At 72.1% G+C, this 25,494-nt stretch carries 19 protein-coding genes; 12 read left to right on the top strand and 7 right to left on the bottom strand.

Annotated elements, in window-relative coordinates:
• Positions 1 to 212: 212 nt before the first annotated feature.
• From ACFYVL_RS05130 to ACFYVL_RS05110, 5 genes are all read right to left on the bottom strand, one after another.
• The gene (locus tag ACFYVL_RS05130) at positions 213 to 2,417 is read right to left on the bottom strand and encodes a trehalase family glycosidase (protein ID WP_389241432.1); all 2,205 of its coding nucleotides are present in this window, start codon (positions 2,415 to 2,417) and stop codon (positions 213 to 215) included.
• Positions 2,418 to 2,578: 161 nt separating this feature from the next.
• On the bottom strand, positions 2,579 to 4,543 hold the full coding sequence (locus tag ACFYVL_RS05125; protein ID WP_389241431.1) for a beta-galactosidase: 1,965 nt from the start codon (positions 4,541 to 4,543) through the stop codon (positions 2,579 to 2,581).
• Complete coding sequence (locus ACFYVL_RS05120) at positions 4,540 to 5,445, bottom strand: carbohydrate ABC transporter permease (RefSeq protein ID WP_389241430.1); 906 nt, start codon at positions 5,443 to 5,445, stop codon at positions 4,540 to 4,542. The genes ACFYVL_RS05125 and ACFYVL_RS05120 overlap by 4 nt, the downstream gene beginning before the upstream one ends.
• Positions 5,442 to 6,377, bottom strand: coding sequence for a carbohydrate ABC transporter permease (locus ACFYVL_RS05115; protein ID WP_389241429.1), 936 nt, complete (start codon positions 6,375 to 6,377; stop codon positions 5,442 to 5,444). The genes ACFYVL_RS05120 and ACFYVL_RS05115 overlap by 4 nt, the downstream gene beginning before the upstream one ends.
• 7 nt (positions 6,378 to 6,384) lie before the next feature.
• Positions 6,385 to 7,725, bottom strand: a complete 1,341-nt coding sequence (locus ACFYVL_RS05110; protein WP_389241428.1) for an ABC transporter substrate-binding protein — start codon at positions 7,723 to 7,725, stop codon at positions 6,385 to 6,387.
• 141 nt (positions 7,726 to 7,866) lie between these two features.
• Between ACFYVL_RS05110 and gcvPA the strand changes: the two genes are divergently transcribed.
• The 5 genes from gcvPA (at position 7,867) to ACFYVL_RS05085 (ending at position 13,926) form a co-directional block, all read left to right on the top strand.
• Complete coding sequence (gcvPA, locus tag ACFYVL_RS05105) at positions 7,867 to 9,282, top strand: aminomethyl-transferring glycine dehydrogenase subunit GcvPA (protein WP_389241427.1); 1,416 nt, start codon at positions 7,867 to 7,869, stop codon at positions 9,280 to 9,282.
• Positions 9,279 to 10,886 carry an aminomethyl-transferring glycine dehydrogenase subunit GcvPB gene (gcvPB, locus tag ACFYVL_RS05100; RefSeq protein WP_389241426.1) on the top strand — a complete coding sequence of 536 codons (1,608 nt, stop codon included), beginning with the start codon at positions 9,279 to 9,281 and terminating at the stop codon, positions 10,884 to 10,886. The genes gcvPA and gcvPB overlap by 4 nt, the downstream gene beginning before the upstream one ends.
• Positions 10,883 to 12,313, top strand: coding sequence for an ATP-NAD kinase family protein (locus tag ACFYVL_RS05095; RefSeq protein WP_389241425.1), 1,431 nt, complete (start codon positions 10,883 to 10,885; stop codon positions 12,311 to 12,313). The genes gcvPB and ACFYVL_RS05095 overlap by 4 nt, the downstream gene beginning before the upstream one ends.
• Positions 12,314 to 12,393: 80 nt before the next feature.
• Positions 12,394 to 13,140, top strand: coding sequence for an SDR family NAD(P)-dependent oxidoreductase (locus tag ACFYVL_RS05090; protein ID WP_389241424.1), 747 nt, complete (start codon positions 12,394 to 12,396; stop codon positions 13,138 to 13,140).
• Between the two features lie 144 nt (positions 13,141 to 13,284).
• Positions 13,285 to 13,926 carry a GntR family transcriptional regulator gene (locus ACFYVL_RS05085; protein ID WP_389241423.1) on the top strand — a complete coding sequence of 214 codons (642 nt, stop codon included), beginning with the start codon at positions 13,285 to 13,287 and terminating at the stop codon, positions 13,924 to 13,926.
• Between the two features lie 105 nt (positions 13,927 to 14,031).
• On the opposite strand, the gene ACFYVL_RS05080 is transcribed toward ACFYVL_RS05085, so the two are convergent.
• Entirely contained in the window at positions 14,032 to 14,454 is a 423-nt protein-coding gene (locus tag ACFYVL_RS05080; RefSeq protein WP_389241422.1) for a DUF350 domain-containing protein, read from the bottom strand.
• A gap of 154 nt (positions 14,455 to 14,608) precedes the next feature.
• On the opposite strand from ACFYVL_RS05080, the gene ACFYVL_RS05075 reads away from it, so the two are divergent.
• The 4 genes from ACFYVL_RS05075 to ACFYVL_RS05060 all read left to right on the top strand — a co-directional run bounded on the left by ACFYVL_RS05075 (position 14,609) and on the right by ACFYVL_RS05060 (position 20,579).
• Positions 14,609 to 15,688 (top strand): adenosine deaminase, encoded by a 1,080-nt coding sequence (locus ACFYVL_RS05075; RefSeq protein ID WP_389241421.1) that lies wholly within the window; start codon positions 14,609 to 14,611, stop codon positions 15,686 to 15,688.
• 128 nt (positions 15,689 to 15,816) lie between these two features.
• On the top strand, positions 15,817 to 16,746 hold the full coding sequence (locus ACFYVL_RS05070) for a neocarzinostatin apoprotein domain-containing protein (RefSeq protein ID WP_389241420.1): 930 nt from the start codon (positions 15,817 to 15,819) through the stop codon (positions 16,744 to 16,746).
• A 329-nt stretch (positions 16,747 to 17,075) separates the two neighbouring features.
• Positions 17,076 to 19,199 (top strand): beta-N-acetylglucosaminidase domain-containing protein, encoded by a 2,124-nt coding sequence (locus tag ACFYVL_RS05065; RefSeq protein ID WP_389241419.1) that lies wholly within the window; start codon positions 17,076 to 17,078, stop codon positions 19,197 to 19,199.
• Positions 19,200 to 19,352: 153 nt separating this feature from the next.
• A complete protein-coding gene (locus ACFYVL_RS05060) occupies positions 19,353 to 20,579 on the top strand; it encodes a cytochrome P450 (RefSeq protein WP_389241418.1) in 1,227 nt (408 codons plus the stop codon).
• Between the two features lie 19 nt (positions 20,580 to 20,598).
• On the opposite strand, the gene ACFYVL_RS05055 is transcribed toward ACFYVL_RS05060, so the two are convergent.
• Positions 20,599 to 22,146, bottom strand: a complete 1,548-nt coding sequence (locus ACFYVL_RS05055; protein WP_389241417.1) for an RNA polymerase sigma factor — start codon at positions 22,144 to 22,146, stop codon at positions 20,599 to 20,601.
• 432 nt (positions 22,147 to 22,578) lie between these two features.
• Between ACFYVL_RS05055 and ACFYVL_RS05050 the strand changes: the two genes are divergently transcribed.
• From ACFYVL_RS05050 to ACFYVL_RS05040, 3 genes are read left to right on the top strand one after another with little or no spacing between them, the layout of a single operon-like run.
• Positions 22,579 to 23,334, top strand: a complete 756-nt coding sequence (locus ACFYVL_RS05050) for a (Fe-S)-binding protein (RefSeq protein WP_389241416.1) — start codon at positions 22,579 to 22,581, stop codon at positions 23,332 to 23,334.
• Positions 23,331 to 24,764 (top strand): LutB/LldF family L-lactate oxidation iron-sulfur protein, encoded by a 1,434-nt coding sequence (locus ACFYVL_RS05045; protein ID WP_389241415.1) that lies wholly within the window; start codon positions 23,331 to 23,333, stop codon positions 24,762 to 24,764. The genes ACFYVL_RS05050 and ACFYVL_RS05045 overlap by 4 nt, the downstream gene beginning before the upstream one ends.
• Positions 24,761 to 25,474, top strand: a complete 714-nt coding sequence (locus ACFYVL_RS05040) for a lactate utilization protein C (RefSeq protein ID WP_389241414.1) — start codon at positions 24,761 to 24,763, stop codon at positions 25,472 to 25,474. The genes ACFYVL_RS05045 and ACFYVL_RS05040 overlap by 4 nt, the downstream gene beginning before the upstream one ends.
• Positions 25,475 to 25,494 lie beyond the last annotated feature (20 nt).

The following is a 25,494-nucleotide window of genomic DNA, read 5'->3' as shown; positions in this document are numbered from 1 at the left end:
CGGTTGTGCACACCGAGTCACCGGATGGGGGGAAATTGCCGAGAGTGCCGGACGGATATGCGTGGGGCTTGATACGGGGTGTGGGACGGGCCCGGAAGCACGAAACCGGCCCGCCCGCCCCGGAGGGGCGAACGGGCCGGTGACGGCGTGCGGGGGAGCGGCCGGGCCCGGTGCGCCGCGCGGAGCGGACCGGGCTCCCGGTGGGCGGGGTGCTAACGCCCCCGCGTCAGCATCGGCAGCAGCAGCGCGGCCGACCAGCTGAAGTTCGGGGAGTTCAGCGGAGCCCCGGTCGTCGGGTCGTAGTTCTCCATGACCGGCCCGTTGCCGGACAGCCCGCCGGCGTTCGCCACGAGCCGCTCCGTCAGCGCGTCCGCGTCCCTGCCGTACCCGTAGCGGCGCAGCCCGCCGAGTGCGAAGTACGCCTGGTCGAACCAGACCGGGCCCCGCCAGTACCGGGTCGGCGCGAAGTACGGCGAGCTCTTGGCGACGGTCGGGAACGGCACCTTCGTGGCGAACTCCGCGGGGTCGTTCAGCTTCGCCCGCACCGCCGCGGCCTGCCCCTTCGACGCGCTGCCGCTCCACACCGGGATCGCCCCCTCGATGCCCCGGCCCCGCGCCGTCAGCAACTTCTCGCTGCCTAGCGCCTTGTCGTAGAACCACCCGGAAGAGGCGTCGTACATGGACTCCCGTACTGCCGTGTGCGTCGCACGCGCCTTCGCCGCCCACCTGCCCGCCTCGGCAGGCTTGCCCAGTACGGCCGCGATCCTCGCCAGGTACTCCTGGTCGGCGGCCAGATAGGCGTTGAGGTCCACCGACTCCTGGTTGACGGAGTAGCCCACGACCCGGCCGGCCGCGTCCTTGTTGGCGACCACCGCGGTGCCCAGCGCCTTGTCGAAGCGCGGCGCGTTGTCCATGCCGCTCTCCCACGCCGCCGCCAGCCGCTGGTCCTCCGGCGTCGCGTTCAGCGGATCGACCGTCGCCCCGTACTCGGCGAGCCCGTTGCCGTCGTGGTCCCGGTTGCGGTACCACCACGCCTGGTACGCGGCCAGCTTCGGGTACAGCTCGCGAAGGAAGCGCGTGTCGCCCGATCTGGCGAACACCTCCCACACCGACCAGGCCGCCAGCGGGGGCTTGGAGTTGCGCTCGTTCCAGTTGCCGCCGCCCTGCGCGGTGTCGTTGTAGAAGATCGCGTCCGGGATCATCCCGGCGTCCTGCGGGCGGTCGGCGGAGTCCGCGCGTATCTGGTGGTCGAACATCGACCGGATCTGCTCCTGCGCCAGCGCCGGTTCGAAGCGCGCCGTGCCCACCGCCTGCTTCCAGGTGTCCCAGGACCACACGCCGCCGGTGAACCACTTGTACGAGATGGACGGGGTGATCCCGTCGTGCCGGATCCGGCCCGCCGCCCCGCGCCAGTTGGTGACCAGCGTCTCCAGCGCCTTCACGGCGGTACGGCGCTCCCGCCGCGGCACCCCACGGGTCACCGAGTCGACATAGCGACCCCACCGGGCGTCACCCGAACGGGCCGCCGCCCCGGGGTTCGCGAGCGCGGACCGCACCGCGGGGGCCTCCCGCGCGCGCTCCGCGGCGGTGAAGGTGTACGACTCGGTCCAGTCGAAGGAGTGACCCCGGCCGGGCCGCAGGGTGACGGGTGCGGCGGCCCGGGTGCGGTAGGTGTCCCCCTCGACGGTGGTGCGGACCGGCTCCCGGTGGGTGATCTCGAAACGTTCGGTGCCGTCGGTGAGGTAGTCCCAGGTCTCCCGCACCTTCGCGAAGTCGACACCGACACCGCGCCCGGTGGCCTTCAGCGCCGGGGCGTCCTTCATGGGGGCGTCGGCGGGCCGCAGCAGCGAGCCCGTCCAGTCCGCGTCGAGCGTGCGCACCTCGCGGCCCTCGTTGCGCACCTCGGCCCGCACCAGCGCGGTGCGCTCCGAGGAGAACCGCAGTTCCAGCGTCAGCCGCAGCCCGCGCCCGAGGTCGTAGGACTGGAGCAGCCGGCCCGGCTGCGAGGTGAAGCGCGGGGCACCGCCCGCCGCGAGGTCCAGCACCGTGCCGGACTCGCTGAGCCGGATCCGGCTGAACGCCTTGCTCAGCCACCACGGGTACTCCTGCGCGATGTACAGCGGTCCGGTGAAACCGCCGTACGACGCGGTGTCGCCCGCCCTCGGGAGCGCGTAGGCGTGCCAGGCGCCCCGGTCGGCGAAGACGTTCACCGGGTTGTTGTCGCCGCCGACACCGGGCAGGGCGGCCGTGGGGGATCCCTGCCGGTCGAGCACATCGGCGTAGTCGGTGCGCGCGGCTCCGGGCCGGTCGGCGGATCTCGGCGGCGCCGAGGAGGCGGGGGCACTCATCGCTCCGGCGAGCAGGGTGCCGGAGAGCAGGGCCACCGCGAGGGCGCGGGGACGGGGACGGACGGACATGGTCACCTGGCTTCTTTGCGTGGACGTGGACGTGGACATGGACGGGGTCGTGGACGCGGACGGAAACGGGGACTGGGACGTTGGACGGAGACCCGGGCTGTGAGATGCGGGCCCTGGACGTGCGGGCGGGCCGGGTTGGGTCCGGCCCGCCCGCGACGGCGTCAGCTCTTCGGCGGGAGGCGGACCACTGCCGCGCCGCGCGGACCGAGGCGGACCCGCAGGCCCGTCTCCGTACCGGTGAGCAGGTCGTGGCCGGGGAAGGACGGGGAGTCGACCTCCTCGCCGGTGTGGTTGAGCAGGAAGAGGTGACGGCCGCGCAGCACCGCCTCCACCCCGTCGGGGGCCGGCTGCCCTAGCACGGGCCGCACTCCCGCCTCGGAGAGCGCGCCGTCGAGCACCCGGCCGATGCCCGCCCCGAGGTGGCAGCCGACGTACCGGGCGCTGCCGCGGCCGTAGCTGTGGCGGGTGACGGCGGGCAGTCCGGCGAGCACGCCCGAGGTGTAGGAGTCGAGGGTCACCGCGCCCTCCGGTACCAGCCACTCGCTCCACAGGGTGGCCTCGGCGTCGGCCCCCACCCCGACCCGTTTGCCGTCGGGTATCGGCCAGAACTCGTCGACGACCAGACCGAGCACCTCGCGCAACGGCCCCGGCGCACCCCCGTCGTGCAGCTGGTCGTGCGCGTCGACGACCCCGCTGAACGGCCCGCACACCAGCCGCCCGCCGTCCCGTACGAACCCGGCGATCCGCTCCGCGTCCTCCTCGCGCAGCAGGTACAGGTTGGGGGCGAGCAGCACGCGGTACGGGGAGGGATCGGCGGACGGCGGTACGAAGTCCACCGTGACGCCGCGCGCGTACAGCGCCTCGTACCAGGGGCGCAGCAGATCGCGCCAGCGCATCCGGGCCGAGGGGTGGTCGGTGCCCTCCAGCGCCCACCACGACTCCCAGTCCAGCACGATCGCGACCCGTGCGGTGATCCGGCCGCCCGCCACCTCCGCGAGCCGCGCCAGCTCCGCCCCGAACCGCACGGTCTCCCGCCAGCCGCGCGACTCGGTGCCCCGGTGCGGCAGCATCGCGCTGTGGAACTTCTCCGCGCCCGCCCGGGACTGCCGCCACTGGAAGTACATGATCCCGTCGGCACCCCTGGCCAGCGCCTGGAGCGACCAGAGGCGTTGCAGACCGGGGGGTTTGGGGGTGTTCACCGGCCGCCAGCTCACCGCTGACGGGGCCTGTTCCAGCAGCAGCCACGGCTTGCCGCCCTTGAGGGAGCGCATCAGGTCGTAGTTCAGCGCGGCACCGATGTGCGCCCGCGGATCGGCCGGGTCGGGGTAGGCGTCGTCCGACACGATGTCCTCGTGCTCGGCCCACTCCCAGTAGTCCAGGGACTCCATCATCGACATGAAGTTCGTGGTGGCCGGGATTCCGGGGGACAGCTCGCGCAGCGTGGACCGCTCGCCGCGGTGCAGCCTGAGGAGGGCGTACGAGCAGAACCGCCGCCAGTCGAGCACCTGGGTGGGATTGACCGGCCCCGGCGCGGTGCGCGGCGGCTCGATCTCGTCGAAGGAGGAGTAGTGCTGGGACCAGAAGGCGGTGCCCCAGGCGTGGTTGAGCCCTTCGAGGGTGCGGTAGCGGTCCTTGAGCCACTGCCGGAAGTGGGCGGCCGAGCGCGGGCAGAAGCACGCGGTGACGTGGTCGCCGTACTCGTTGTGGATGTGCCACAGGGCCAGCGCCCGGTGGTCGCCGTACCGTTCGGCCAGTTTGCGCACCAGCCGCAGCGCGGCCGTGCGGTACGCGGGCGAGGAGGGGCAGTAGTGCTGCCGCGAGCCGAACTCCAGCCGTACGCCGTCGGCGGTCACCGGCAGGATCTCCGGCTCGGCGCGCACCAGCCAGGCGGGCGGCGACGCGGTCGCGGTGGCCAGGTCGACGGCTATCGAGTGGTCCGCGAGCAGGTCGAGCAGCCGGTCCAGCCAGCCGAAGTCCCAGGTGTCCGGGCCCGGTTGCAGCTTCGCCCAGGAGAACACCCCCACCGTGACCATGGTGACCCCGGCCTCGCGCATCAGTTCGGCGTCCTCGGCCCAGACCTCCTCGGGCCACTGTTCCGGGTTGTAGTCGCCGCCGTACTGGATCACTGCTTCACCGCCCCGCCGAGCAGCCCGGAGACGAACTGCCGCTGGAAGCAGAGGAAGAGCACCAGCAGCGGCAGGGTGGCGAGCAGGGAGCCGAGCATCAGCCCGGAGTAGTCGACGCGGGAGAGTCCGGTCAGGGTGTTGAGCGCGACGGGCACGGTGTACTTGTCCTCCGAGTTCAGCATCAGCAGCGGCCAGATGAAACTGTTCCACGCGCCCATGAAGGTGAAGATCACCAGGGCCCCCAACTGGGGCCTGACGCAGGGCAGTACCACCGTGTAGAAGGTGCGCAGCTCGCCGGAGCCGTCGATCCGCGCGGATTCGAGGAGTTCGTCGGGGAAGTCGAGGAAGCCCTGGCGCATCAGCAGGATGCCGAACGAGCTGGCCAGGAAGGGCAGGACGACCGCCTGGTAGGAGTTGACCCAGCCGAGGTTCGCCATCATCTGGAACAGCGGCACCAGCAGCACCTGGAACGGGATCATCATGGTCGCGAGGATCACCCCGAGCAGCATCCCCCGCCCCCGGAAGCGGAACTTGGCGAGCCCGTAGCCGCACATCGCGGAGACCAGGGAGCTGAGCACGGTGTGGACGAGGGCGATGCCGAGGCTGTTGAGCATGACCCGGCCGAACCCGATGGTCTCCTCCAGCCGGGCCAGGTTGTCCAGGAGTTCGCCGCCGGGGAGGAAGGGTGGCGGCGAGCGGAACAGCTCCGAGGTCGAGCGGGTGGAGGCCACCGCCATCCACACGAACGGCACCAGGCTCACCACCGCCCCGCCCACCAGGACCAGCAGCACCCCGGCCCCGGCGAGCCGGCGCAGCGGATCGCGCGCCCTCCTGGCGGGGGCCGCGGGGGTTTCCGCGACCGCCCTCGGCGGGTTCTTCTCCTTCACGAGGGAGGTGTTCATCGGCGCCGCTCCCGTCCGAACAGGAAGTACTGGGCCAGGGACAGCACCGCGATCAGCGCGACCACCACCCAGGCGATGGCCGCCGCGTAGCCGAAGTCCAGCTGCTCGAAGCCGGTCTTGTAGAGGTACACGACGGGGGAGAGGGTGGCGTTGTCGGGGCCGCCCCGGGTGAGGACGTAGTTCTCGTCGAAGAGCTGGAGGGTGCCGATGGTGGAGGTGACCGCGCAGAACAGGATCACCGGCCGCAGCTGCGGGACGATCACCCTGCGGTACGTGGTGAACGTCCCGGCACCGTCCAGCGCCGCCGCCTCGTACTGCTCCTTGCCGATCGACTGGAGTCCGGCGAGCAGGATCACCGCGTTGTAGCCGGTCCACCGCCAGGTCAGCGAGCCGATGAGGGAGACGCGGGCCCAGGTGGGGTCGTTGAGCCAGTCGACGGGGGCCATGCCGAGGGCGCCCAGGAACTGGTTCGCCAGCCCGCCGTCGGTGCGCAGCAGCACCTGGAAGACGACCGCGTACGCGACGAGCGTCGTCACCGCGGGCAGGAAGTAGACGGCCCGCCAGGTGCCGCGGAAGCGCAGCCAGGACTGGTTGAGGATGCCCGCGAGGACCAGCGCGAGAGCGACCATCACCGGGACCTGGACGACGAGGATCACTCCGATGTTGAACAGCGACTCCAGGAAGGCGGGGTCGCCGGCCATCCGCCGGTACTGCTGGAGCCCCACCCACACCGAGGTGCCGTCGTGCTCGGCGGTGAAGCTCTGGAAGAGGCTCGCGCCCAGCGGGTAGGCGAAGAAGACCGCGAACAGGACGGCGGCCGGCCCCGCGAACAGCCAGGGGACGGTCCGGTGGCCCCGCCTGCGCGGGGGCGCCTTCGGCGGCGGGGGCCCGGCGGCGGGAGCGGCGGGGAGAGTGCTCGTGGGTGCGGCCATGGGGTGATCAGCCCGCGATCCGCGCCCGGCCGGTGGCCGCGGAGATCTGCCCGGCGGCCGTCCGCAGCGACTGCGCGGGGTCCTTGCCGCGCAGCAGGATGCCGGTGATCGCCGAGTACATGATGTCGGACGCCTTGGCGCCGTCCTTGTTGTACTCGACGGGCGGTGTGGAGGGAGCCAGGTCCGCGAACAGCTTGAGCGCGCTCTGCCCGCCGAAGTACTCCTGGGGGCTCTTCAGGTACGGGTCGGCGAGTGCGGGCAGATAGGCGGGGAAGAGGCCCTCCTGCTTGAGCATGGACACCTGGTTCGGCGCGTTGGCGAGGAGGAACTCGACGAACGCCCAGGCCAGTTCGGGGTTCTTGCTCTGCGCGGGCACCGCGAGGACGGAGCCGCCGCTGTTGGAGGTGCGGGTGCCGCCCGCCGTGAAGGCGGGCAGCGGCATCACCCCGAACCGCCCCTTCAGCTCGGGCATGTCCGTCGCCAGCGTGCCCATCCACCAGGCGGCGGTCGGGCAGGTGGCCCCCTTGCCCTCCTTCGTGCCGGTGACCAGACCGTCCCACTGCTTCCGGTAGTCGACCAGGCCCTTGTCGGCGAGCGTCTTGAGCAGGGTGGCCGCCCTGACGCCCTCGGGGGTGTCGACGGCGACCTTGCCGTCCTTGTAGAAGTGCTGGCCCTGCTGCTGGAGCAGCATCGCGAAGGTGGAGTCCTCGACCGGGTCCAGGATCAGCATCTTGCGGCCGGTGCGCTTCTTCAGCTGCTCGCCCGCCGCCACGAAGTCGTCCCAGGTCTTGATCGACCCGGCCTTGATGCCCGCCTGCCGGAAGTAGTCGCTGCGGTAGAACAGGCCGCACGGGCCGATGTCCCACGGCAGGGCCACCACCTTGCCCTGCGGGTTGACCACCATCTTCCAGGCCGCCTTGTCGAAGTCCTTCTCGTGCGGGCCGGCGAGCTTCGACAGATCGTAGAAGCCCTGCGGGAAGGTGCCCATGTACGTCGCCATGCGCGGGCCCTCGACGGTCAGCACGTCAGCCAGCCCCGACCCGCCGCGCAGCCCCACGGTGATCTTGTCGTAGGCGCTGTCGTAGCCGATGTCGGTGATCTTGACGGTGACCCCGGGGTGCTTCCTGCGGAAGTCGGCCGCCAGCCGTGTCATCGCCTTCGCGGCGACGTCCCAGGACCAGACGGTGATCGACCCCTGGAGCTGTCGGCCGGCGTCTCGCTTCACCTCCGGCGCCGGTCCGCCGCCGTTGCCCCCGGCGCCCCCGGTGGCACAGCCGCCGAGCGCGGCCGTGGCTCCGGCCGCCAGCCCGGATGCCAGAAGTGCCCGTCGTCCAGGTCGAGTTGACACCCTTGTCTCCTGCCCTCGGAATGCTTAATGCTGTATACAGAACACTGAATGACGCCTCGCTGCGTCAAGAGGTCGTACGTCAACTGCCCCTGAAATCACCGGAGTCCGCTCCGGGATCTCACCGCACGCGGAAGGCGCGGCATGACCCCACCCGAGCAGTTCCCCCAGGTCACGACCGAGCGGGCGGCCCCGCCCGTGGCACACCCGTACATCCCCAACTCCCACCCCGACGTCCGGCGCGCGATGCTGGCGGAGATCGGCGCCACGAGCGTCGAGGACTTCTACGCCGACATCCCCGACGGCATCCGGCTCCACCGGCCCCTCGACCTGCCCGCCCCGCTGCGCTCCGAGGCCCGGCTCGCCCGCCACATGGAGGAGCTGCTGCGGCGCAACACCCCCGCCTCGCGGACCCTCAGCTTCCTCGGCGGCGGCTGCTACCCGCACCACGTGCCCGCCGTCGTCGACGAGGTGATGGGCCGCTCCGAGTTCCTCACCGCGTACGCGGGCGAACCCTACGAGGACCACGGCCGCTTCCAGACGATGTGGGAGTACCAGTCGCTGATGGCCGAACTCCTCGACGTGGACGTCGTCAACGTTCCCGTGTACGACGGCTTCCAGGCGGCCGGCACCGCCCTGCGCATGGCGGGCCGCGTCACCGGCCGCCGTACGCTGCTGATCAGTGGTGACGTCGACCCGGACAAGCTCTCCAAGATCCGCGACTACGTCCGCCCCGACCACGACGTGCTCCTCGTCCCCGCCGACGCGGCCACCGGGCGCGCCGACCTCGCGGCCGTGCGCGACGCCCTGGCGGACGGGGGAGTGGCGGCCCTGTACGCGGAGGCCCCGAACCGGCTCGGCCTGGTCGACGAGACGCTGCCGGAGCTGGGCGAACTCGCCCGTGCGGCGGGCGCGCTGTACGTCGTCGGCTGCAACCCGATCTCGCTGGGTGTGCTCGCACCCCCCTCCTCGTACGGCGCCGACCTCACCTGCGGCGACATCCAGCCGCTCGGCATCCGGATGAGCTACGGCGGCGGCAACGCCGGCTTCATCGGGGCCAGGGACGAGGAACGCCTGGTCGCCGAGTACCCCACCCGGCTGTTCGGGCTGGTGCCCACCGACGTCGCGGGCGAGTACGGCTTCGGCGACGTCGCGTACGAGCGGACCTCCTTCGCGCTGCGCGAGGAGGGCAAGGAGTGGGTCGGCACCGCCGCCGCCCTGCACGGCATCGGCGCCGGGGTCTACCTCTCCCTGATGGGACCGCAGGGCATGCGCGACATCGGCGAGACGATCCTCGCCCACACCGCGTACGCCAAACAGCGCCTCGCCCGCGTCCCCGGCGTGGAGATCCCGCAGGCCGACGCCGTCCACTTCGCGGACTTCCCGGTGCGCTTCACCGGCTCGCGCACCGTCGCCGAGATCCACGCCGACCTGCTGGAACGGCAGGTCCACGGCGGCATCCCGCTCTCCTCGGACCGGGCCCTGTACTGCGTCACCGAAGTCCACACCAAGGCCGACATCGACGAACTGGCCGACGCCCTGGAGGAGATCGTCAAGTGAGCGCCCACCCCGCAGCAGCACCGGTCGCCGTGCCGGCCGAGGACGCCCGGATCGCCGACAAGCCCGCCCTGCGCCGCTTCCACCAGGCCTCCTGGGACGAGAAGCTGATCTTCGAACTGGGCGCGCCCGGCGAACGGGGTGTCCTCGTCCCACCCGTCGAGGCGGCCATCACCGAGGAACTGGGCGGCCCCGTCGAACTCCCCGCCGCCCTGCGCCGCCGCACCCCGCCCGCACTCCCCGAGATCGGCCAGCAGCAGGTCCTGCGCCACTACCTGCGGCTCTCCCAGGAAACCCTGGGCGCCGACCTCAACGTCGACGTCGGCCAGGGCACCTGCACCATGAAGTACAGCCCCAAGGCCAACGACCGCTTCGTCACCGACGAACGCGTCGCGGGCCTGCACCCCCACCAGGACCCCTCCACCGTCCAGGGCGTCCTGGCGATCCTGCACCGCCTCGAAGGCCTCCTCAAGGAGGTCTCCGGCATGGACAGGGTCTCCCTCCAGCCCGGCGCGGGCTCCGCCGCCATCTACACCAACGTCGCCATGATCCGGGCCTACTTCGCCGACCGGGGCGAGGCCGGGCAGCGCGACGAGATCATCACCACGATCTTCTCCCACCCCTCCAACGCCGCCTGCGCCAAGACCGCGGGCTTCAAGGTGATCACCCTCCACCCGGACGCCGACGGCTACCCCGACATCGAGGCACTGAGGGCCGCCGTCGGCCCGCGCACCGCCGCCCTCCTCATCACCAACCCCGAGGACACCGGCATCTACAACCCGCGGATCGCCGAGTTCGTCGACATCGTCCACGAGGCCGGCGGGCTCGCCGCGTACGACCAGGCCAACGCCAACGGCATCCTCGGCATCACCCGGGCCCGCGACGCCGGCTTCGACCTGTGCCACTTCAACCTGCACAAGACCTTCTCCACCCCGCACGCCTGCGGCGGCCCCGCGGCCGGCGCCTGCGGAGTGACCGAGGCGCTCGCCCCCTTCCTGCCGCGCCCCACCGTCGAGTCCGACGGCGAGCGCTACTGGCTGGACGACGACCGGCCCGACTCGGTCGGCAAGATCCGCCCGCACCACGGCGTCGTCCCCAACCTGGTCCGCGCCTACGCCTGGATCATGTCGATGGGCGCGGAGGGCCTGCGCGAGGTCGCCGAGACCGCCGTGCTCAACAACAACTACCTCCTGCACAAGGTGCGGCAGATCCGCGGCGTGTCCGTCCCGTACGCGGCCGGCCGCCCCCGGGTGGAACAGGTCCGCTACAGCTGGGAGCAGCTGAACGCCGACACCGGCATCCACAGCGAACAGATCGGCCTCCGCGCCGCCGACTTCGGCACCCACTACTGGACCAGCCACCACCCCTACGTCGTCCCCGAGCCGATGACCCTGGAGCCCACCGAGTCCTACTCCCGGGCCGACCTCGACGAGTACGCGGCGATCCTCGCCGAGGTCGCCCGCGAGGCGTACGAGGACCCCGAAACGGTCCGCACCGCCCCCCACCGCTCCACCATCCACCGGGTGCGTCCCGAAGCGCTGGACGACCCCGCCCGCTGGTCCCCGAGCTGGCGCACCTACCGCCGCAAGGTCGTGAACGCGGAATGACCGGTGCCGCCCCGAGGTCCGGCCGTCCGGCGGCCGGACCCGGCCCGGTCGGCCTCGTGGTCAACCCGGTCGCCGGACTCGGCGGCCGGGTCGGCCTGGAGGGCAGCGACGGCCGGGACACCCAGCGACGCGCCCTGGCCCTGGGCGCGGTACCGCACGCGGGCGACCGCGCGACCACGGCCCTGCGCGAACTGGCCGCCCGCGCGGACGTGCGCGAGGTCCTGACGGCGGCCGGACCGATGGGCGAGCACGCGGTACGGGCGGCCGGCCTGCGACCTCGGGTGGTGTACGGGCCCGGGGGCATCGGGTCCGGGCGCATCGGGTCCGGTGGGGGCGGGGCCGAGGGGGCCGGACGCGAGCGGACCGGGCTCGCGGAGGCAGGGCCCGGGGAGTCTGCGCCCGGAACGTCCGGGCCGGAGGAGGCCGCGCTCAGGGAAGCCGCGCTCAGGGAGGCCGTGCTCGGGGAGGCCGGGCCCGCGGGGTTCGGAGCCGGGGCCACCGGGGCGTACGACACCATCCGGGCCGTCCGCGCGCTGGCCGCGCGCGGTGCCGGGCTCATCCTGTTCGCGGGGGGAGACGGCACGGCCCGCGACGTACTCACCGCGATGGGCGGCGGTCCCGACCCGGGGACATCGGTGCTCGGCATCCCGACCGGGGTCAAGATGCACTCCGCTGTGTTCGCCGTCAACGCCCGCGCCGCAGGCGAGGTCGCCTCCGCCTGGCTGCACGGCCGGGACACCGTCGGGGTGCGGGACGCCGCGGTCATGGACCGGGACGAGGAACGGCTGCGCGCGGGCCACCTCACCTCCCGGCTCTACGGGTGGCTCCCGGTGCCGCACGTGCCCGTCCGGATCCAGCAGCGCAAGGCGGGCAGCACCGCGACCGCCCCGGACGCGGTGGGCGGCATCGCCGCCGAACTGGCCGTCCGCCCGGCCCCCGGCGAACTGCTCGCCCTCGGCCCCGGCAGCACCACCCGCGCGGTGGCCGCGGCCCTCGGCGTGGAGATCCCGCTGACCGGTGTGAGCCTCCTGCGGCACGAACCCGCCGCCGGGCACCGGCCCGCCGCACCGGACCCGGCCCACCCGCCCGCGCCCGCCCCGCCCTCGTACCGCCTCCTCGCCACCCACCTCTCCGCCGACCGCCTCCTCGCCCACCTCTCCCGCCGTCCCGCCCACATCGCCCTCTCACCCATCGGCGGTCAGGGGTTCCTGCTGGGGCGCGGCAACCAGCAGATCTCCCCGGAAGCGCTGCGGGCCGCCGGTACGCACCGGCTGCACGTCCTGTGCACCGAGGCCAAACTGGCCGCCCTGCACGGACGGCCCCTCCTCGTCGACACCGGTGACGACGGCCTGGACGCCGAACTCTCCGGGTACCGCAAGGTGATCACCGGTCACGGCCGCACCGCCCTGTACCGGATCGCCCACTGACCCCGCGCACCACGCACACGTCCCACCGCGCACACGTCCCACCCCGTACCCACCCCACCACCACAGCCCAGGGAGCCCCCATGATCGACCTCACCGGCAAGCGCGCCCTCGTCACCGGCGGCGGCGCCGGCATCGGCAGGGCCACCGCCGTCCTCCTCGGCGAACTCGGCGCCCGCGTCGTCGTCGCCGACATCGACACCGACGGCGGCGAAGCGACCGCCAAGGAGGCGGGCGGCACCTTCGTGCGCTGCGACGTGTCCCGGCGCGCCGACTGCGAACGGGCCGTGGCCACCGCACAGGACGAACTCGGCGGTGTGGACGTGCTGTTCAACAACGCGGGCATCATCCGCCGGTCCACCGTCTGCGAGATCACCGACGACGACTGGGACCTCGTCATGGCCGTCAACATCCGCTCGATCATGCTGATGTCGCGGCTGGTCATCCCCGCAATGGCCGCCCGGGGCGGCGGCTCCATCGTCAACACCGGCTCCGGCTGGGGGATGTCGGGCGGGGGCCGCGCCGTGTCGTACTGCGCCTCCAAGGGCGCCGTGGTCAACATGACCCGGGCCATGGCCATCGACCACGGGCCCGACCGCATCCGCGTCAACTGCGTCTGCCCCGGCGACACCGCCACCGGGATGCTCGCCGAGGAGGCCCGCCAGCTCGGCGAGAGCGCCGAGGTCTTCTACGAGGACGCCGCCGACCGGCCCCTGGGCCGCATCGGCCAGCCGCGCGACATCGCGCAGACCGTGGCGTTCCTCGCCTCCGACGCCGCCGCCTTCATCAGCGGCGCGATCATCCCGGTCGACGGCGGCGGCACGGCCTGACACCGGGACGGGGTGCGACCGCCGTCGGGGTACGGCGACCGGGGCGCGGCCGGGTGGCCGAGGGGCCGGGGCCCGGCCACCCGAAGTACGGCCGCACCCCGGTGGGCCGATAATCTGAGCCGAACGAGGGGAAGGGCCGCCGACATGCCAATCGAGAACCGCCCGCTGCGCGAGCAGGTCAAGGAAGAGCTGATCAGACGGCTCGGGCGCGGCACCATCCCGACCGACGAGCCCCTCAACGAGGGCCGTCTCGCCACCGAACTCGGCGTCAGCCGCACCCCGTTGAGGGAGGCCCTGATCTCCCTGGAGCGCGAGGGGCTCATCACCAGCGAGCGCGGCAAGGGCTTCAGGTTCGCCCCCATGAGCGCCCAGGAGTTCCGCGACCTCACCACCATCGTCGCCAACCTCGAATCGCTCGCCCTCGAATCCAGCGACCCGGCCCAACTGGCCGCCCTCGCACCGAAACTCCTGGAGGAGGCACGGGCGTTCTCCGCCCCGCAGGCACCGCACGACGTCATCGAGCGGTACGACGACGCCTGGCACGACCTGCTGCTCTCCGGCTGCCCGAACGTCCGCCTGATGGACCTGATCGCCTCGCTCAAACTGACCATGCACCGCTACGAACAGGTGGCCCTCGGCGACCAGGACGTATTGGAGCGGTCGGCGGAGGAGCACGAGCGGATCGCCGCGTGCCTGGTGCGCGGCGACGTACCGCAGGCCGTGCGCGCGCTCAAGGAGAACTGGAACAGCGGCATGGAGCGGATCCTGGAACGCCTCGCCCCCTGAGCGGCGGGCGAGGCGTTCGAAGCGCGGCGGTGCGGTGGTCCGGCTCGGTGGCGGTCCGGGGCCGTGGAGGCGAGGAGCGCGGCGCGGCGGGGGACGGTGCGGGGGTCAGGCGATCGACGCCGAGATGATCGCCGCCACCGCGATGTTGCAGGACGCGGTCACCCACACCGCCGGGTGCGGCTCCTCCTCCACCAGCGTGGCGCCCAGCTTCCCGGGCGTGATCACGTCGACCACCCAGAACGCCACCGCCATCATCACCAGGCCGAGGACACCGAAGACGGCCGTCGAGACCAGGCCCTTGCCGAAGTCGTTGTAGGTGGTCCAGATCGACGTGAAGACGATGCCGCCGATGCCCAGCAGCGCGGAGCTGAGCAGCAGCGCGCAGTTGCGGTTGCGCTCCTGCCAGATCTGCTTGCCGAGCTTGCCCGGAGTCAGCGCGTCCACCAGGAAGATGCCGAGGGTCAGCAGTACGACGCCGAGAGCACCGTAGGCGGCGGTACGGCCAAGTCCATTGACGATGTCGTCCATTGAGAAGTCAGTCTCCGGGAGTGAGTGAAGATGCATGTGTTAAAGGAGACGCAAAACCTATCGCACGGGTGACGAGGAGCGGCATGGGCCCGACAGAACCGTGCCCTGACCGTTCTCCGACCGTTCCCGAGCCCTGACGGAAAGGCGAGAGCGCATGCAGGAACAGCGAGACCCCGTGCCGGAGCAGCGGGAGAGCACGCCGGGGGAGGAGGAGCGCGCGAGCACCACGGCCGAGAGCGATCCCTTCCTCGCCGGTCTGCCCAAGTGCGAGCTGCACCTCCACATCGAGGGCACCCTGGAGCCCGGCCTCAAACTGGCCCTCGCCGCCCGCAACGGCATGGTGCTCCCATACGCCGACGAGGCCGCGGTCCGCGCCGCGTACGCCTTCGACAGCCTCCCCTCCTTCCTCGTCCAGTACTACGAGGGCATGTCCGTGCTGCGCACCGAGCAGGACTTCTACGACCTGGCCGCGGCCTACGCCGCCAGGGCGCACGCTCAGAACGTCCGGTACGCGGAGATCTTCTTCGACCCGCAGGCCCACACCGCCCGCGGCGTCGCCTTCGACACCGTCGTCCGCGGCCTGACCCGCGCCCTGGACGACGCCCGCCGCGCCACCGGCTTCCGCGGCCATCTCATCCTGTGCTTCCTGCGCGACTTCCAGGCCGAGTTCGCCATGGCCACGCTGGTGCAGGCCCTCCCGTACAAGGACTGGATCCTCGGCGTCGGCCTCGACTCGGACGAGAAGGGCAACCCGCCCCTCAAGTTCGCCCAGGTCTTCGCCCGCGCCCGCGCCGAGGGCTTCCGGCTGACCATGCACTGCGACATCGACCAGGAGAACACCACCGAGCACATCCGTCAGGCCCTCGACGTGATCGGGGTGGACCGCATCGACCACGGCACCAACGCCGTCGAGGACCCGGAACTGGTCGAGAAGCTCCTCGACCGCGGCATCGGCCTCACCACCTGCCCGATCTCCAACGGCGTGGTCACCGAGGGAATGAAGGCAGCCGAGATCAAGCAGCTCCTCGACCTGGGCGTCAAGGTCACCGTGAACTCCGACGACCCCGCCTACTTCGACGGCTATGTGACGGAGAACCTGGCCGCCCTGCGCGACGCGCTCTCCCTCACCGACGCCGAACTGGTGCGGCTGGAGCGCAACGCCGTCGAGATCTCCTGGGCGCCGCCCGCCGTGAAGGACGCCCTGCTCGCCGAACTGGACGCCTACGGCGCCTGATTTCGGCCGCAGTGTCCCGCCCTCTCAACTCCGTTCGTGACTGAGGGAGTTGAGAGGGCTCCCGTGTGTCACCATGGTGCCGCCCCGCCCGAAGGGGCGGGCGTGACCACAGGGGGGCCTGTATGCACATGACGCACATGCGTGCCACGAGGACGACGAGATCCCGCAGAGCGGTCGCGGGAGCCGCACTGGCGGCCGGAGCGCTGCTGACGACGCTGGTGGGCGCGCAGCCGGGCGCGGCACAGGAAGCGACGTCCGGAACCAGGGCCGCCGGAGCCGCGGCGTCCGTGACCACGGCGCCCGGGACCACGGCCTCCGGGAGCACGGCCGCCGGAGCCGCGGCTCCCGCCGCCGGACCGCAGCTGGACGTACGGCGCACCACCGGCCTGCGGGACGGCGACATCGCCACCTTCCGCATCACCGGAGGGCCCGCCAAGCAGTACGTGTGGGTGATGGTGTGCGGCGCCCGTGCCGCGACGGCGACCTGCGACGACGACACCCGGCGGCAGTTCCGGGTGCTCCCGGACGGCACGTACGGCCCCTCGCCGAAGAAGCTCTACGCCCAGTTGGAGACCCCGTCGGGCAAGGTCGACTGCCGGGCCGCGGCCGAGCCGTGCGAGCTGGCCCTGTTCGACAACAGCGGCAACGTCCTCACCTCCACGCGGCTGGACTTCCTGCCGGACGCCCTGCTGGAGGCCGCGCCGACCTTCCGGATCAGCCCCAACCGCGACCTGCTGGACGGCGGGAGCGTCACCGTCACCGGACGCGGCTACGAACCGCAGTACCACTTCCTGGTGGTCCAGTGCGCCGCCGGCGCGGTCGGCTACGGGGACTGCACCGGTGGCGGCCGGCCGCCCGCCACCGACGACAAGGGCCGCCTCAAGCGGGAGGTGACGGTCCGGGCGGGCTTCCGCACCCAGGCGGGACGGGACATCGACTGCCGCCCCAAGGGGGCCTGCGAACTGGTGTCCTTCGCCTCCCGGGTACGGGGCCCCGAAAGCGTACGGTCCACCCTGCGCTTCGACCCGTCCCAGCCGCTGCCCACCCCGGCACCGTAACGAGCGATCAGGCAATCACGGGCCGGGGGCGGGGGCCGGGGGGCCGGGCAACCGGGGGATGTGACGGGTGTGGTGCGTGGTCTTGACGTGTCATCGCCAAGTGCCGGACGCTGTCCAAGAACCCACACATCCCCCCACGACCCCCCACACCCAACCACCCACCCCACCCGGCTCCCCCGCTCCCTCGGGCGGCGGGGCCGCCCCCGGGGGCGGAACGGGCGGGCAAGGGGGCGGCCCCCGGCGGAGCCGAACCCCCTCGCTCCCGCCCGCCGCGCGCCCCGCCCCGGCCCACCCGAACGGCCCACCCGCACCCCCACCCTGGAGGCCGAATGCCCCGCACTCACTCACACCCCAACCCCAACCCCCACCCCCGCCGCCCCCGGCACACCCTCGCCCTGTCCCTCGCCCTCGGCTCCCTGACCCTCTCCCTCCCCGCCGCCACCGCCACCGCCGCAGCCCCCACACCCCCAGCAGCCACAACCCCCGCAGCCCCCACCCCGACCCCCGCGTCCCACCCCCTCCCCACCATCTCCCCGACCCCCCAACACCTCACCCGCACCGGCCCCGACATCGTTGTCCCCGACCGGGTCGACCTGATCGTCGGCAAGGACACCGATGCGGCGGCCCGCACCCTCCTCACCGAAACCCTCCGCGCCCACGGCGTCCGGCACGTCGACGTCCGCGACAGACCTGCCGCCCACGCCCGCCTGAGCATCCTGCTCGGCCCGGCCGCCCGTACGGACATCGCCCGAGCCCTCACCGGCACCGCCGTCCCGCAGCACGCCGAGGGCTACGCACTGCGCGTCGGCCGCAGGACGGTCGCCCTGGGCGGCACCGACGCCACCGGCCAGTACTACGCCGTGCAGACCCTGAGGCAACTGCTGATCCCCGCAACGGCACCCAGGGCCCAGGCGGGCCCGCACGCCCAGGCGGACCCCTCCGCCCGCACGAGCCCCCGCTCCCGGCCCGCCGCGAACCCCCGTACCGCCACCGCCACCCCGCGCCTCTCCTCAGTCTCCGTTTCCGACCACCCCTCCATGCCCCTGCGCGGCTCCATCGAAGGCTTCTACGGGCCGCCCTGGACCCGTGCCGAGCGCCTCGACCACATGGACTTCCTCGGCCAGGTCAAGTCCAACACCTACGTCTACGCGCCCAAGGACGACCCGTACCACCGGGAGAAGTGGCGCGAGCCCTACCCCGCCGAGACCTTCGCGGAACTCGGCGAACTGGTGGAGCGCGCCACCGCGAACCACGTCCGCTTCACCTTCGCGGTCTCGCCCGGCGCGTCCATCTGCTACTCCGACCCGGCCGACACCAAGGCGCTGACCGCCAAGCTCCAGGCGATGTACGACCTGGGCGTGCGCACCGTCTCCGTCCCGCTGGACGACATCAGCTACACCAAGTGGAACTGCGACGCGGACCTGGCTGCCTTCGGCGCCCCCGGCCAGGCCGCCGCGGCCAGGGCCCAGGTCAGCCTCCTCAACACGCTCCAGAAGGACTTCGTCGCCACCCGCCCCGGTATGCGACCGCTCCAGATGGTGCCCACCGAGTACGGCGACCTCAAGGACTCCCCGTACAAGCAGGTCCTGCGCGACACGCTGGACAAGCCGGTCGAGGTGATGTGGACAGGCACGGACGTCGTGCCGCCCGCGATCACCGTCGACCAGGCGAAGAAGGCCTCCGAACTGTTCGGCCGGAAGGTCTTCGTCTGGGACAACTACCCGGTGAACGACTTCGGCCGCACCGCGGGCCGCCTGCTCCTCGCCCCGTACGACAAGCGCGAGCCGGGCCTCTCCGACCATCTGACCGGGCTGATCTCCAACCCGATGAACCAGGAGGCCGCGAGCAAGCCGGCCGTCTTCACCATGTCCGACTTCGCCTGGAACGACCGGGGTTACGACCGGACCCGCTCGGCCCGGCAGGCCGCGCTCCACCTCGCGGGCGGCGACGCACGGCTCGCGGACGCCGTCCAGAGGTTCGTCGACCTGAACCACCTGGCACCCACCTTCGGCACCACCCCCTGGCAGCCGCAGTCCCCGGTGTTCGGCCCGAAGACCACCGCCTTCTGGGAGCGGTACGCGAGCGATCCGCGCGGTGCGATCCGCGCGTTCCGCCCGGCCGTCCGGGAGATCGCCGACCTCCCGGACACCCTCCGGCGCGGCCTGCCCGACAAGCTCTTCCTGAGCGACGCGTCGAACTGGCTGGACGCGACGAAGCTCTGGGGCCAGTCCATGGCGTACGGGCTCGACGCGCTGACCGCCATCGGGCGGGGCGACGCGGCGGCAGCGGAGACGGCCCGCCGGGCGATGGACGCGCGGGCCGGGGCGGCGGTGAAGATCACCGTCGATCCCAAGGAGCACCACCAGCTGGGGCGGGTCCGGCTGGGTGACCCGTTCATCGAGGACTTCGTCACGAAGGTGCGGGCGGTGCACGACGCGGCCAAGGGCGAGTAGCCCGAGCCGGTGCGCGTCCGGCCGCCCGAGGCGGGTTCCCGCGCTCCCCAGGGGTGCGGAACCCGCCACGGCCGGCCGCATCGGCAGCCGCGGATACGGACCCGCTTCGGGAAAGGGTTCCGCAAGCTCCCTCTCCTCGGGCACGATGATCCCGTGGACTTAAGCGAACACCGCGACCTCGACGCCTGGCAGCGCGACCCCTACCCGCACTACGGCCGCGCCCGCTCCGCCGAAGGCCTCACCTTCGTTCCGGAGCTGGACGCCTGGCTCGTCGCCCGGGACGCCGACGTCCGCGAGGTCCTGCGGCGGCCGGAGGACTTCTCCTCGGCCAACGCCCTGCGCCCCGACGTCGCCCCCGGCCCCGCCGCCCTCGCCGAACTCGCCCGGGGCATCGGCCGCCACCGCACCGTCGTCACCTCCGACGGCGACGCCCACCGCACCTACCGCGCGCCGCTCAACAGCGGCCTGTCCACGGCCCGGGTCAACGAGGTCCTCCCGTACGCCACCGCCCGCGCCGGACAGCTCCTGGACGCCTTCGCGGCGCGCGGGCACGTCGAACTGATGGGGGAGTACGCCGAGAAGCTGCCCGGCGACGTCATCGGCCGGCTCCTCGGCATCGACGAGGCCGACGTCCCGCTCGCCGTGCACGGCGGCCGGCGTGCCGAGGAACTGCTGTTCCGGCCCCTGCCGGAGGAGGAACAGGCCGCCGCGGCCCGTGACGTCGTCGCCCTCCAGCACCTGCTGGACAACTACGTCCGCGACCGCCGCGCCCACCCCCGCGACGACCTGATCTCCACGATGACGGCGGCACTGATCCCCGGCACCGGCGACCTCACCCGCGAGCAGCGCGGCGAAATGGTCTCCCACCTGCAGAACCTGCTCCTCGCCGGGCACCTCACGACCACCGCGCTCATCGGCACCGCGTTCTGGCACCTGCTGCGCGACCGGGCCCAGTGGGAACTGCTGTGCGCCGAACCGGACCGGATCCCCGCCGCGGTCGAGGAGGCCGTCCGTTATGACGGGCCGGTCCAGGGCTTCCGCCGCCGCACCACCCGCACGGTGACCCTCTCCGGCACGGAACTTCCGCCCGGGACCGCCCTGTTCGTCGCGTACGGCTCCGCCAACCGCGACCCGGCGCAGCACCGCGACCCCGACACCTTCGACATCACCCGCCAGGAGCGGTCCCGGCACGTCGGCTTCGGCCACGGCTCGCACGGCTGTCCGGGATCGCAGCTGGGCCGCGCCCAACTCAGGATCACGCTGGAGCTGTTCACCCGCAGGCTGCCCGGGACGCGCCTGGGGCGAGCGGCGGACCAGCGGGTCGTCGTACGACCCACTCTGATCCACCGCTCGCCCCAGGCACTGCACCTGACCTTCTAGGCCGCGAGGCCCACCCGGTCTAGTCCAGGTAGTCGCGCAGGACCTGCGAGCGCGACGGGTGACGCAGCTTCGACATGGTCTTGGACTCGATCTGGCGGATGCGCTCGCGCGTCACGCCGTAGACCTTGCCGATCTCGTCCAGCGTCTTGGGCTGGCCGTCCGCCAGACCGAAGCGCATCGAGACGACGCCCGCCTCGCGCTCGGAGAGGGTGTCCAGCACCGAGTGCAGCTGCTCCTGGAGGAAGGTGAAGGAGACGGCGTCGGCCGGAACGACGGCCTCCGAGTCCTCGATGAGGTCACCGAACTCGCTGTCGCCCTCCTCACCCAGCGGGGTGTGCAGGGAGATCGGCTCGCGGCCGTACTTCTGGACCTCGATGACCTTCTCGGGGGTCATGTCGAGTTCCTTGGCCAGCTCCTCCGGGGTGGGCTCGCGGCCCAGGTCCTGGAGCATCTGGCGCTGGACACGGGCCAGCTTGTTGATGACCTCGACCATGTGCACCGGGATGCGGATGGTGCGGGCCTGGTCGGCCATGGCGCGGGTGATCGCCTGCCGGATCCACCAGGTCGCGTACGTCGAGAACTTGAAGCCCTTGGTGTAGTCGAACTTCTCGACCGCACGGATCAGACCGACGTTGCCCTCCTGGATCAGGTCCAGGAAGAGCATGCCGCGGCCGGTGTAACGCTTCGCCAGGGAGACCACCAGACGGAGGTTGGCCTCCAGGAGGTGGTTCTTGGCGCGGCGGCCGTCCTCGACCAGGATCTCCAGCTCGCGCCGGAACTGCGGGGTGAGCTCCCCCTCGCCGGCGCCCTCCTCGTCCTCCAGCTTGTGCTCGGAGAAGAGACCGGCCTCGATGCGCTTGGCCAGCTCCACCTCCTGCTCGGCGTTGAGCAGCGGCACCTTGCCGATGAGCTTGAGGTAGTCCTTGACCGGGTCGGCGGTGGCGCCGGCCACCGCGACCTGCTGCGGCGGGGCGTCGTCCTCGTCCTCGTCGGACAGGACGTAGCCGGCGGTGCCGGGCTTGGGGGTCTCCTCTTCCTCCTCGCCGTCACCCGCCCACTCGTCCGTCTGCTTCTTCGCGGCGGTCTTCTTCGCCGCGGTCTTCTTGGTGGCCCGCTTCTTCGGCGCGGGCTTGTCCGCGACGGCCGTGGCGGTCGTCTCGTCGAGCTCGTCGTCCGGGGCGGCGGCCACCGGCTCGGCGGGGGCCGCGGTCCTGACGGCGGTCGTCGTCTTCTTGACGGCGGCCTTCTTGGCCACGGTGCGCTTCGCGGCGGGCTTGGCCTCGCCGCTCGCGGCAGCGGTCTTGCGGGGGGCGCGCTTGGCGGCCTTCGCGGGCTTGGCGGCAGCTGCCGCCGTCACCATCAGCGTCACACCCTCTTCGTCGAGGACCTGGTTCAGGCTGCGCAGGACCCGCTTCCACTGGTCGACAGGGATGCTGTCCGCTTCGAAGGCATGGCGCACGTCGTCGCCATTGATGTGGCCCTGGTCCCTGCCGCGCTCGATGAGCGAGACCAAGGACGGCGATTCGGCGATCTCCTGTGGGAACGGGCGGGACGGACTGAGCGACACGAAGAGCCTCTCGTAGCGAAAAATACAAGTCTGAAGGGCGGGAGCGAGGCCGCAGCAGGCCTCTCGGTGGAGCGATGAGCCTGGCTGCGCGACGGCACCTGTCGGTTCATCGCGCGCCCGCGCTGTTTCGTTACGCCTTTTCTGAAGTGACCTGAGCCACTCTTGCTGCCCCGGTCCGACCCCGTCGGGCGAGGGGGTCTCCCGACAGAGTGACGACCCGGTGTGCGGGGCGCCCCACGGGCGGAGTTGAATCCCCAAGGGTACCCCCGGGTGACATGTCTCCCCGTGGCGCGGCGCCGTCGCGCGTATTTCGCCCTCCCAGGTGAGCGGCGGTGGGCCGGACAGCGGATCCCCCGCCCCTTCCGCACGAGCCGGCGCGAACTTGATCATTGCCCTATCCGGGCGGCCCCGGTCCCGCATATCCTCCGACCTATGCGCGTCGCTCTCTTCGTCACCTGCGTCAATGACGCGGTCTTTCCGGCCACCGGGGTCGCCGTAGTGAAGCTCCTGGAGCGGCTCGGTGTCACCGTGGACTTCCCCGCGGCACAGACCTGCTGCGGGCAGCCGCAGTACAACACCGGATACCGCCGCGACACCGAACCCCTCGTCCGCAGGACCGCCGCGGCCTTCGAGGGGTACGACTTCGTCGTGACCCCCTCCGGTTCGTGCGCGGCCATGATCCGCGACAACTACCCACGGATCGGACGGCTCCAGACCAAGGAGGGGCGGGGTTCCGACCTCGCCGACGCCGCCGGGTCGCTGGCCCCGCGGACGTACGAGCTGACCGAGTTCCTGGTCGACGTGCTGAAGGTCACCGACGTCGGCGCGTACTTCCCGCACGCCGTCACCTACCACCCCTCCTGCCACGGGCTGCGGATGCTGGGCCTCGGCGAGCGCCCGAGGAGGCTGCTGGAAGCGGTCCGCGGGCTGGAGCTGAGGGAGCTGCCCGGCGCGGAGGAGTGCTGCGGCTTCGGCGGTACCTTCGCGGTGAAGAACTCCGATGTTTCCGCCGCCATGGGCGAGGACAAGATCCGCAACGCCGTCTCGACCGGCGCCGATTTCCTGTGCGGGGCCGACAACTCTTGCCTGATGCACCTCGGCGGCATGCTCCGCCGTCAGGACGCCCCGATGCGCGCACTGCACCTCGCCGAGATCCTGGCGAGCACCGAAGAGGAGCCCCTGCTGTGAGCGGTACGTACCTCGGTATGCCGTCCTTCCCCCGGGCGGCCCATTCGGCCGTGCGGAATCCGACCCTGCGTGCCAATCTCCGGCACGCCACCCACACCATTCGCGACAAACGCGCCAAAGCGGTGGCGGAGCTGGACGATTGGGCCGAACTCCGCGAAGCGGGCAAGCAGCTCAAGGACCGCACCCTGCGCCACCTGGACACCTATCTCCTCCAGTTGGAGGAGGCCGTCACCGCCGCGGGCGGCACCGTCCACTGGGCGGCCGACGCGGCGGAGGCCAACCGCATCGTCACCGACCTCGTGAAGGCCACCGGAGAGCGCGAGGTCGTCAAGGTCAAGTCGATGGCCACCCAGGAGATCGGCCTCAACGAGGCACTGGAGGCGGCGGGCATCGCCGCGTACGAGACCGACCTCGCCGAACTGATCGTCCAGCTCGGCGACGACCGCCCCTCGCACATCCTGGTCCCGGCCATCCACCGCAACCGCGGCGAGATCCGGGAGATCTTCGCCCGCACCATGAGCGAATGGGGCCGCCCCGCCCCCGACGACCTCACCGACCGCCCCGCCGACCTCGCCGAGGCCGCCCGCCTCCATCTGCGCGAGAAGTTCCTGCGCGCCAAGGTCGGCATCTCCGGCGCGAACTTCATGATCGCCGAGACCGGCACCCTCGTCGTCGTCGAGTCCGAGGGCAACGGCCGGATGTGCCTGACCCTCCCCGAGACCCTGATCTCCGTCGTCGGCATCGAGAAGACCGTCCCCACCTGGCAGGACCTCGAAGTCTTCCTGCAGACCCTGCCGCGTTCCTCCACCGCCGAGCGGATGAACCCGTACACCAGCACCTGGACCGGCACCACCGACGGCGACGGCCCGCACACCTTCCACCTGGTCCTCCTCGACAACGGCCGCACCGACGTCCTCGCCGACGAGGTCGGCCGCCAGACCCTGCGCTGCATCCGCTGCTCGGCCTGCCTGAACGTCTGCCCGGTGTACGAGCGGGCCGGCGGCCACGCGTACGGCTCGGTCTACCCGGGCCCCATCGGCGCCATCCTCACCCCGCAATTGCGCGGTACGACGACGGAGTTGGACGCCTCCCTCCCGTTCGCCTCCTCGCTGTGCGGGGCGTGCTACGAGGTGTGCCCGGTGGCCATCGACATCCCCGAGGTGCTGGTCCACCTCCGGGAGAAGGTCGCCGACCAGGGCGGCAAGGGACACCGGCTGGAGAAAGCCGCGATCAGGGCGGCGGGCTGGGTGCTCAACCACCCCTCGGCCCTGGCCACCGCGGAGCGGGCCGCCTCCCGCACCCGCAGGCTCCACCCGAAGAAGCTCCCCGGCCGCCTCCCGGGCGGCGCCGCCTGGACCAACACCCGAGACCTCCCCGACATGCCGGCGGAGCCGTTCCGCGACTGGTGGAAGAGGACCCACGCATCATGACCACTCCCCTCCCGCGGCCCGGCGCCGCCCCGCAGCCGGACCCCGCGTCCGCCCGGCCGCCCGCGGCCACCGCGCCGTCCGGCAGCCGCGACCGCATCCTCGCCCGGATCCGCGCGGCCGTCGCCGACGCCCCCGAGGTGCCCGAAGCCACCCGCGGGTACGCCGCCAGCCACACCCCCGACGACCCGGCGGCCGTCCTCGACCTGCTGCACGAGAACCTCGCCGACTACCGGGCGGTCGTCCACCGCACCACCGAGGACGGCATCGCCCTCCTCCTGACGCGCCTGCTCGCGGAACGCGGCTCGCAATCCGTCCTCGTACCGCCGCGGCTGCCCCCGCACTGGCTCAAGGCCGCCGACCCCGTCCGCGTCCACGACCGGGCGGCGCTCACCGCCGCCGACCTCGACCAGGTCGGGAGCGTCGTCACCGGCTGCGCCCTCGCCATCGCGGAGACCGGCACGATCGTCCTGGACGGAGGCCCCGAGCAGGGCCGCCGCCGCATCACCCTGGTACCCGACCACCACATCTGCGTGGTCCGGGCCCCCTCCCAGGTCGTCGCCTCGCTCCCGCAGGCGATGCCCCGGCTGGACCCGGCCCGCCCGCTGACCTGGATCTCGGGGCCCTCGGCGACCAGCGACATCGAACTGGACCGGGTGGAAGGGGTCCACGGCCCGCGCACGCTGGAGGTGGTCCTCCTCACGGAAGGCTGAACGGAAGGCCGAGCGGAAGA

It is taken from the genome of Streptomyces sp. NPDC004111 (assembly GCF_042874215.1).
Taxonomy (GTDB): Bacteria; Actinomycetota; Actinomycetes; order Streptomycetales; family Streptomycetaceae; genus Streptomyces.
This window is presented reverse-complemented; position numbering and strand designations above follow the sequence as displayed.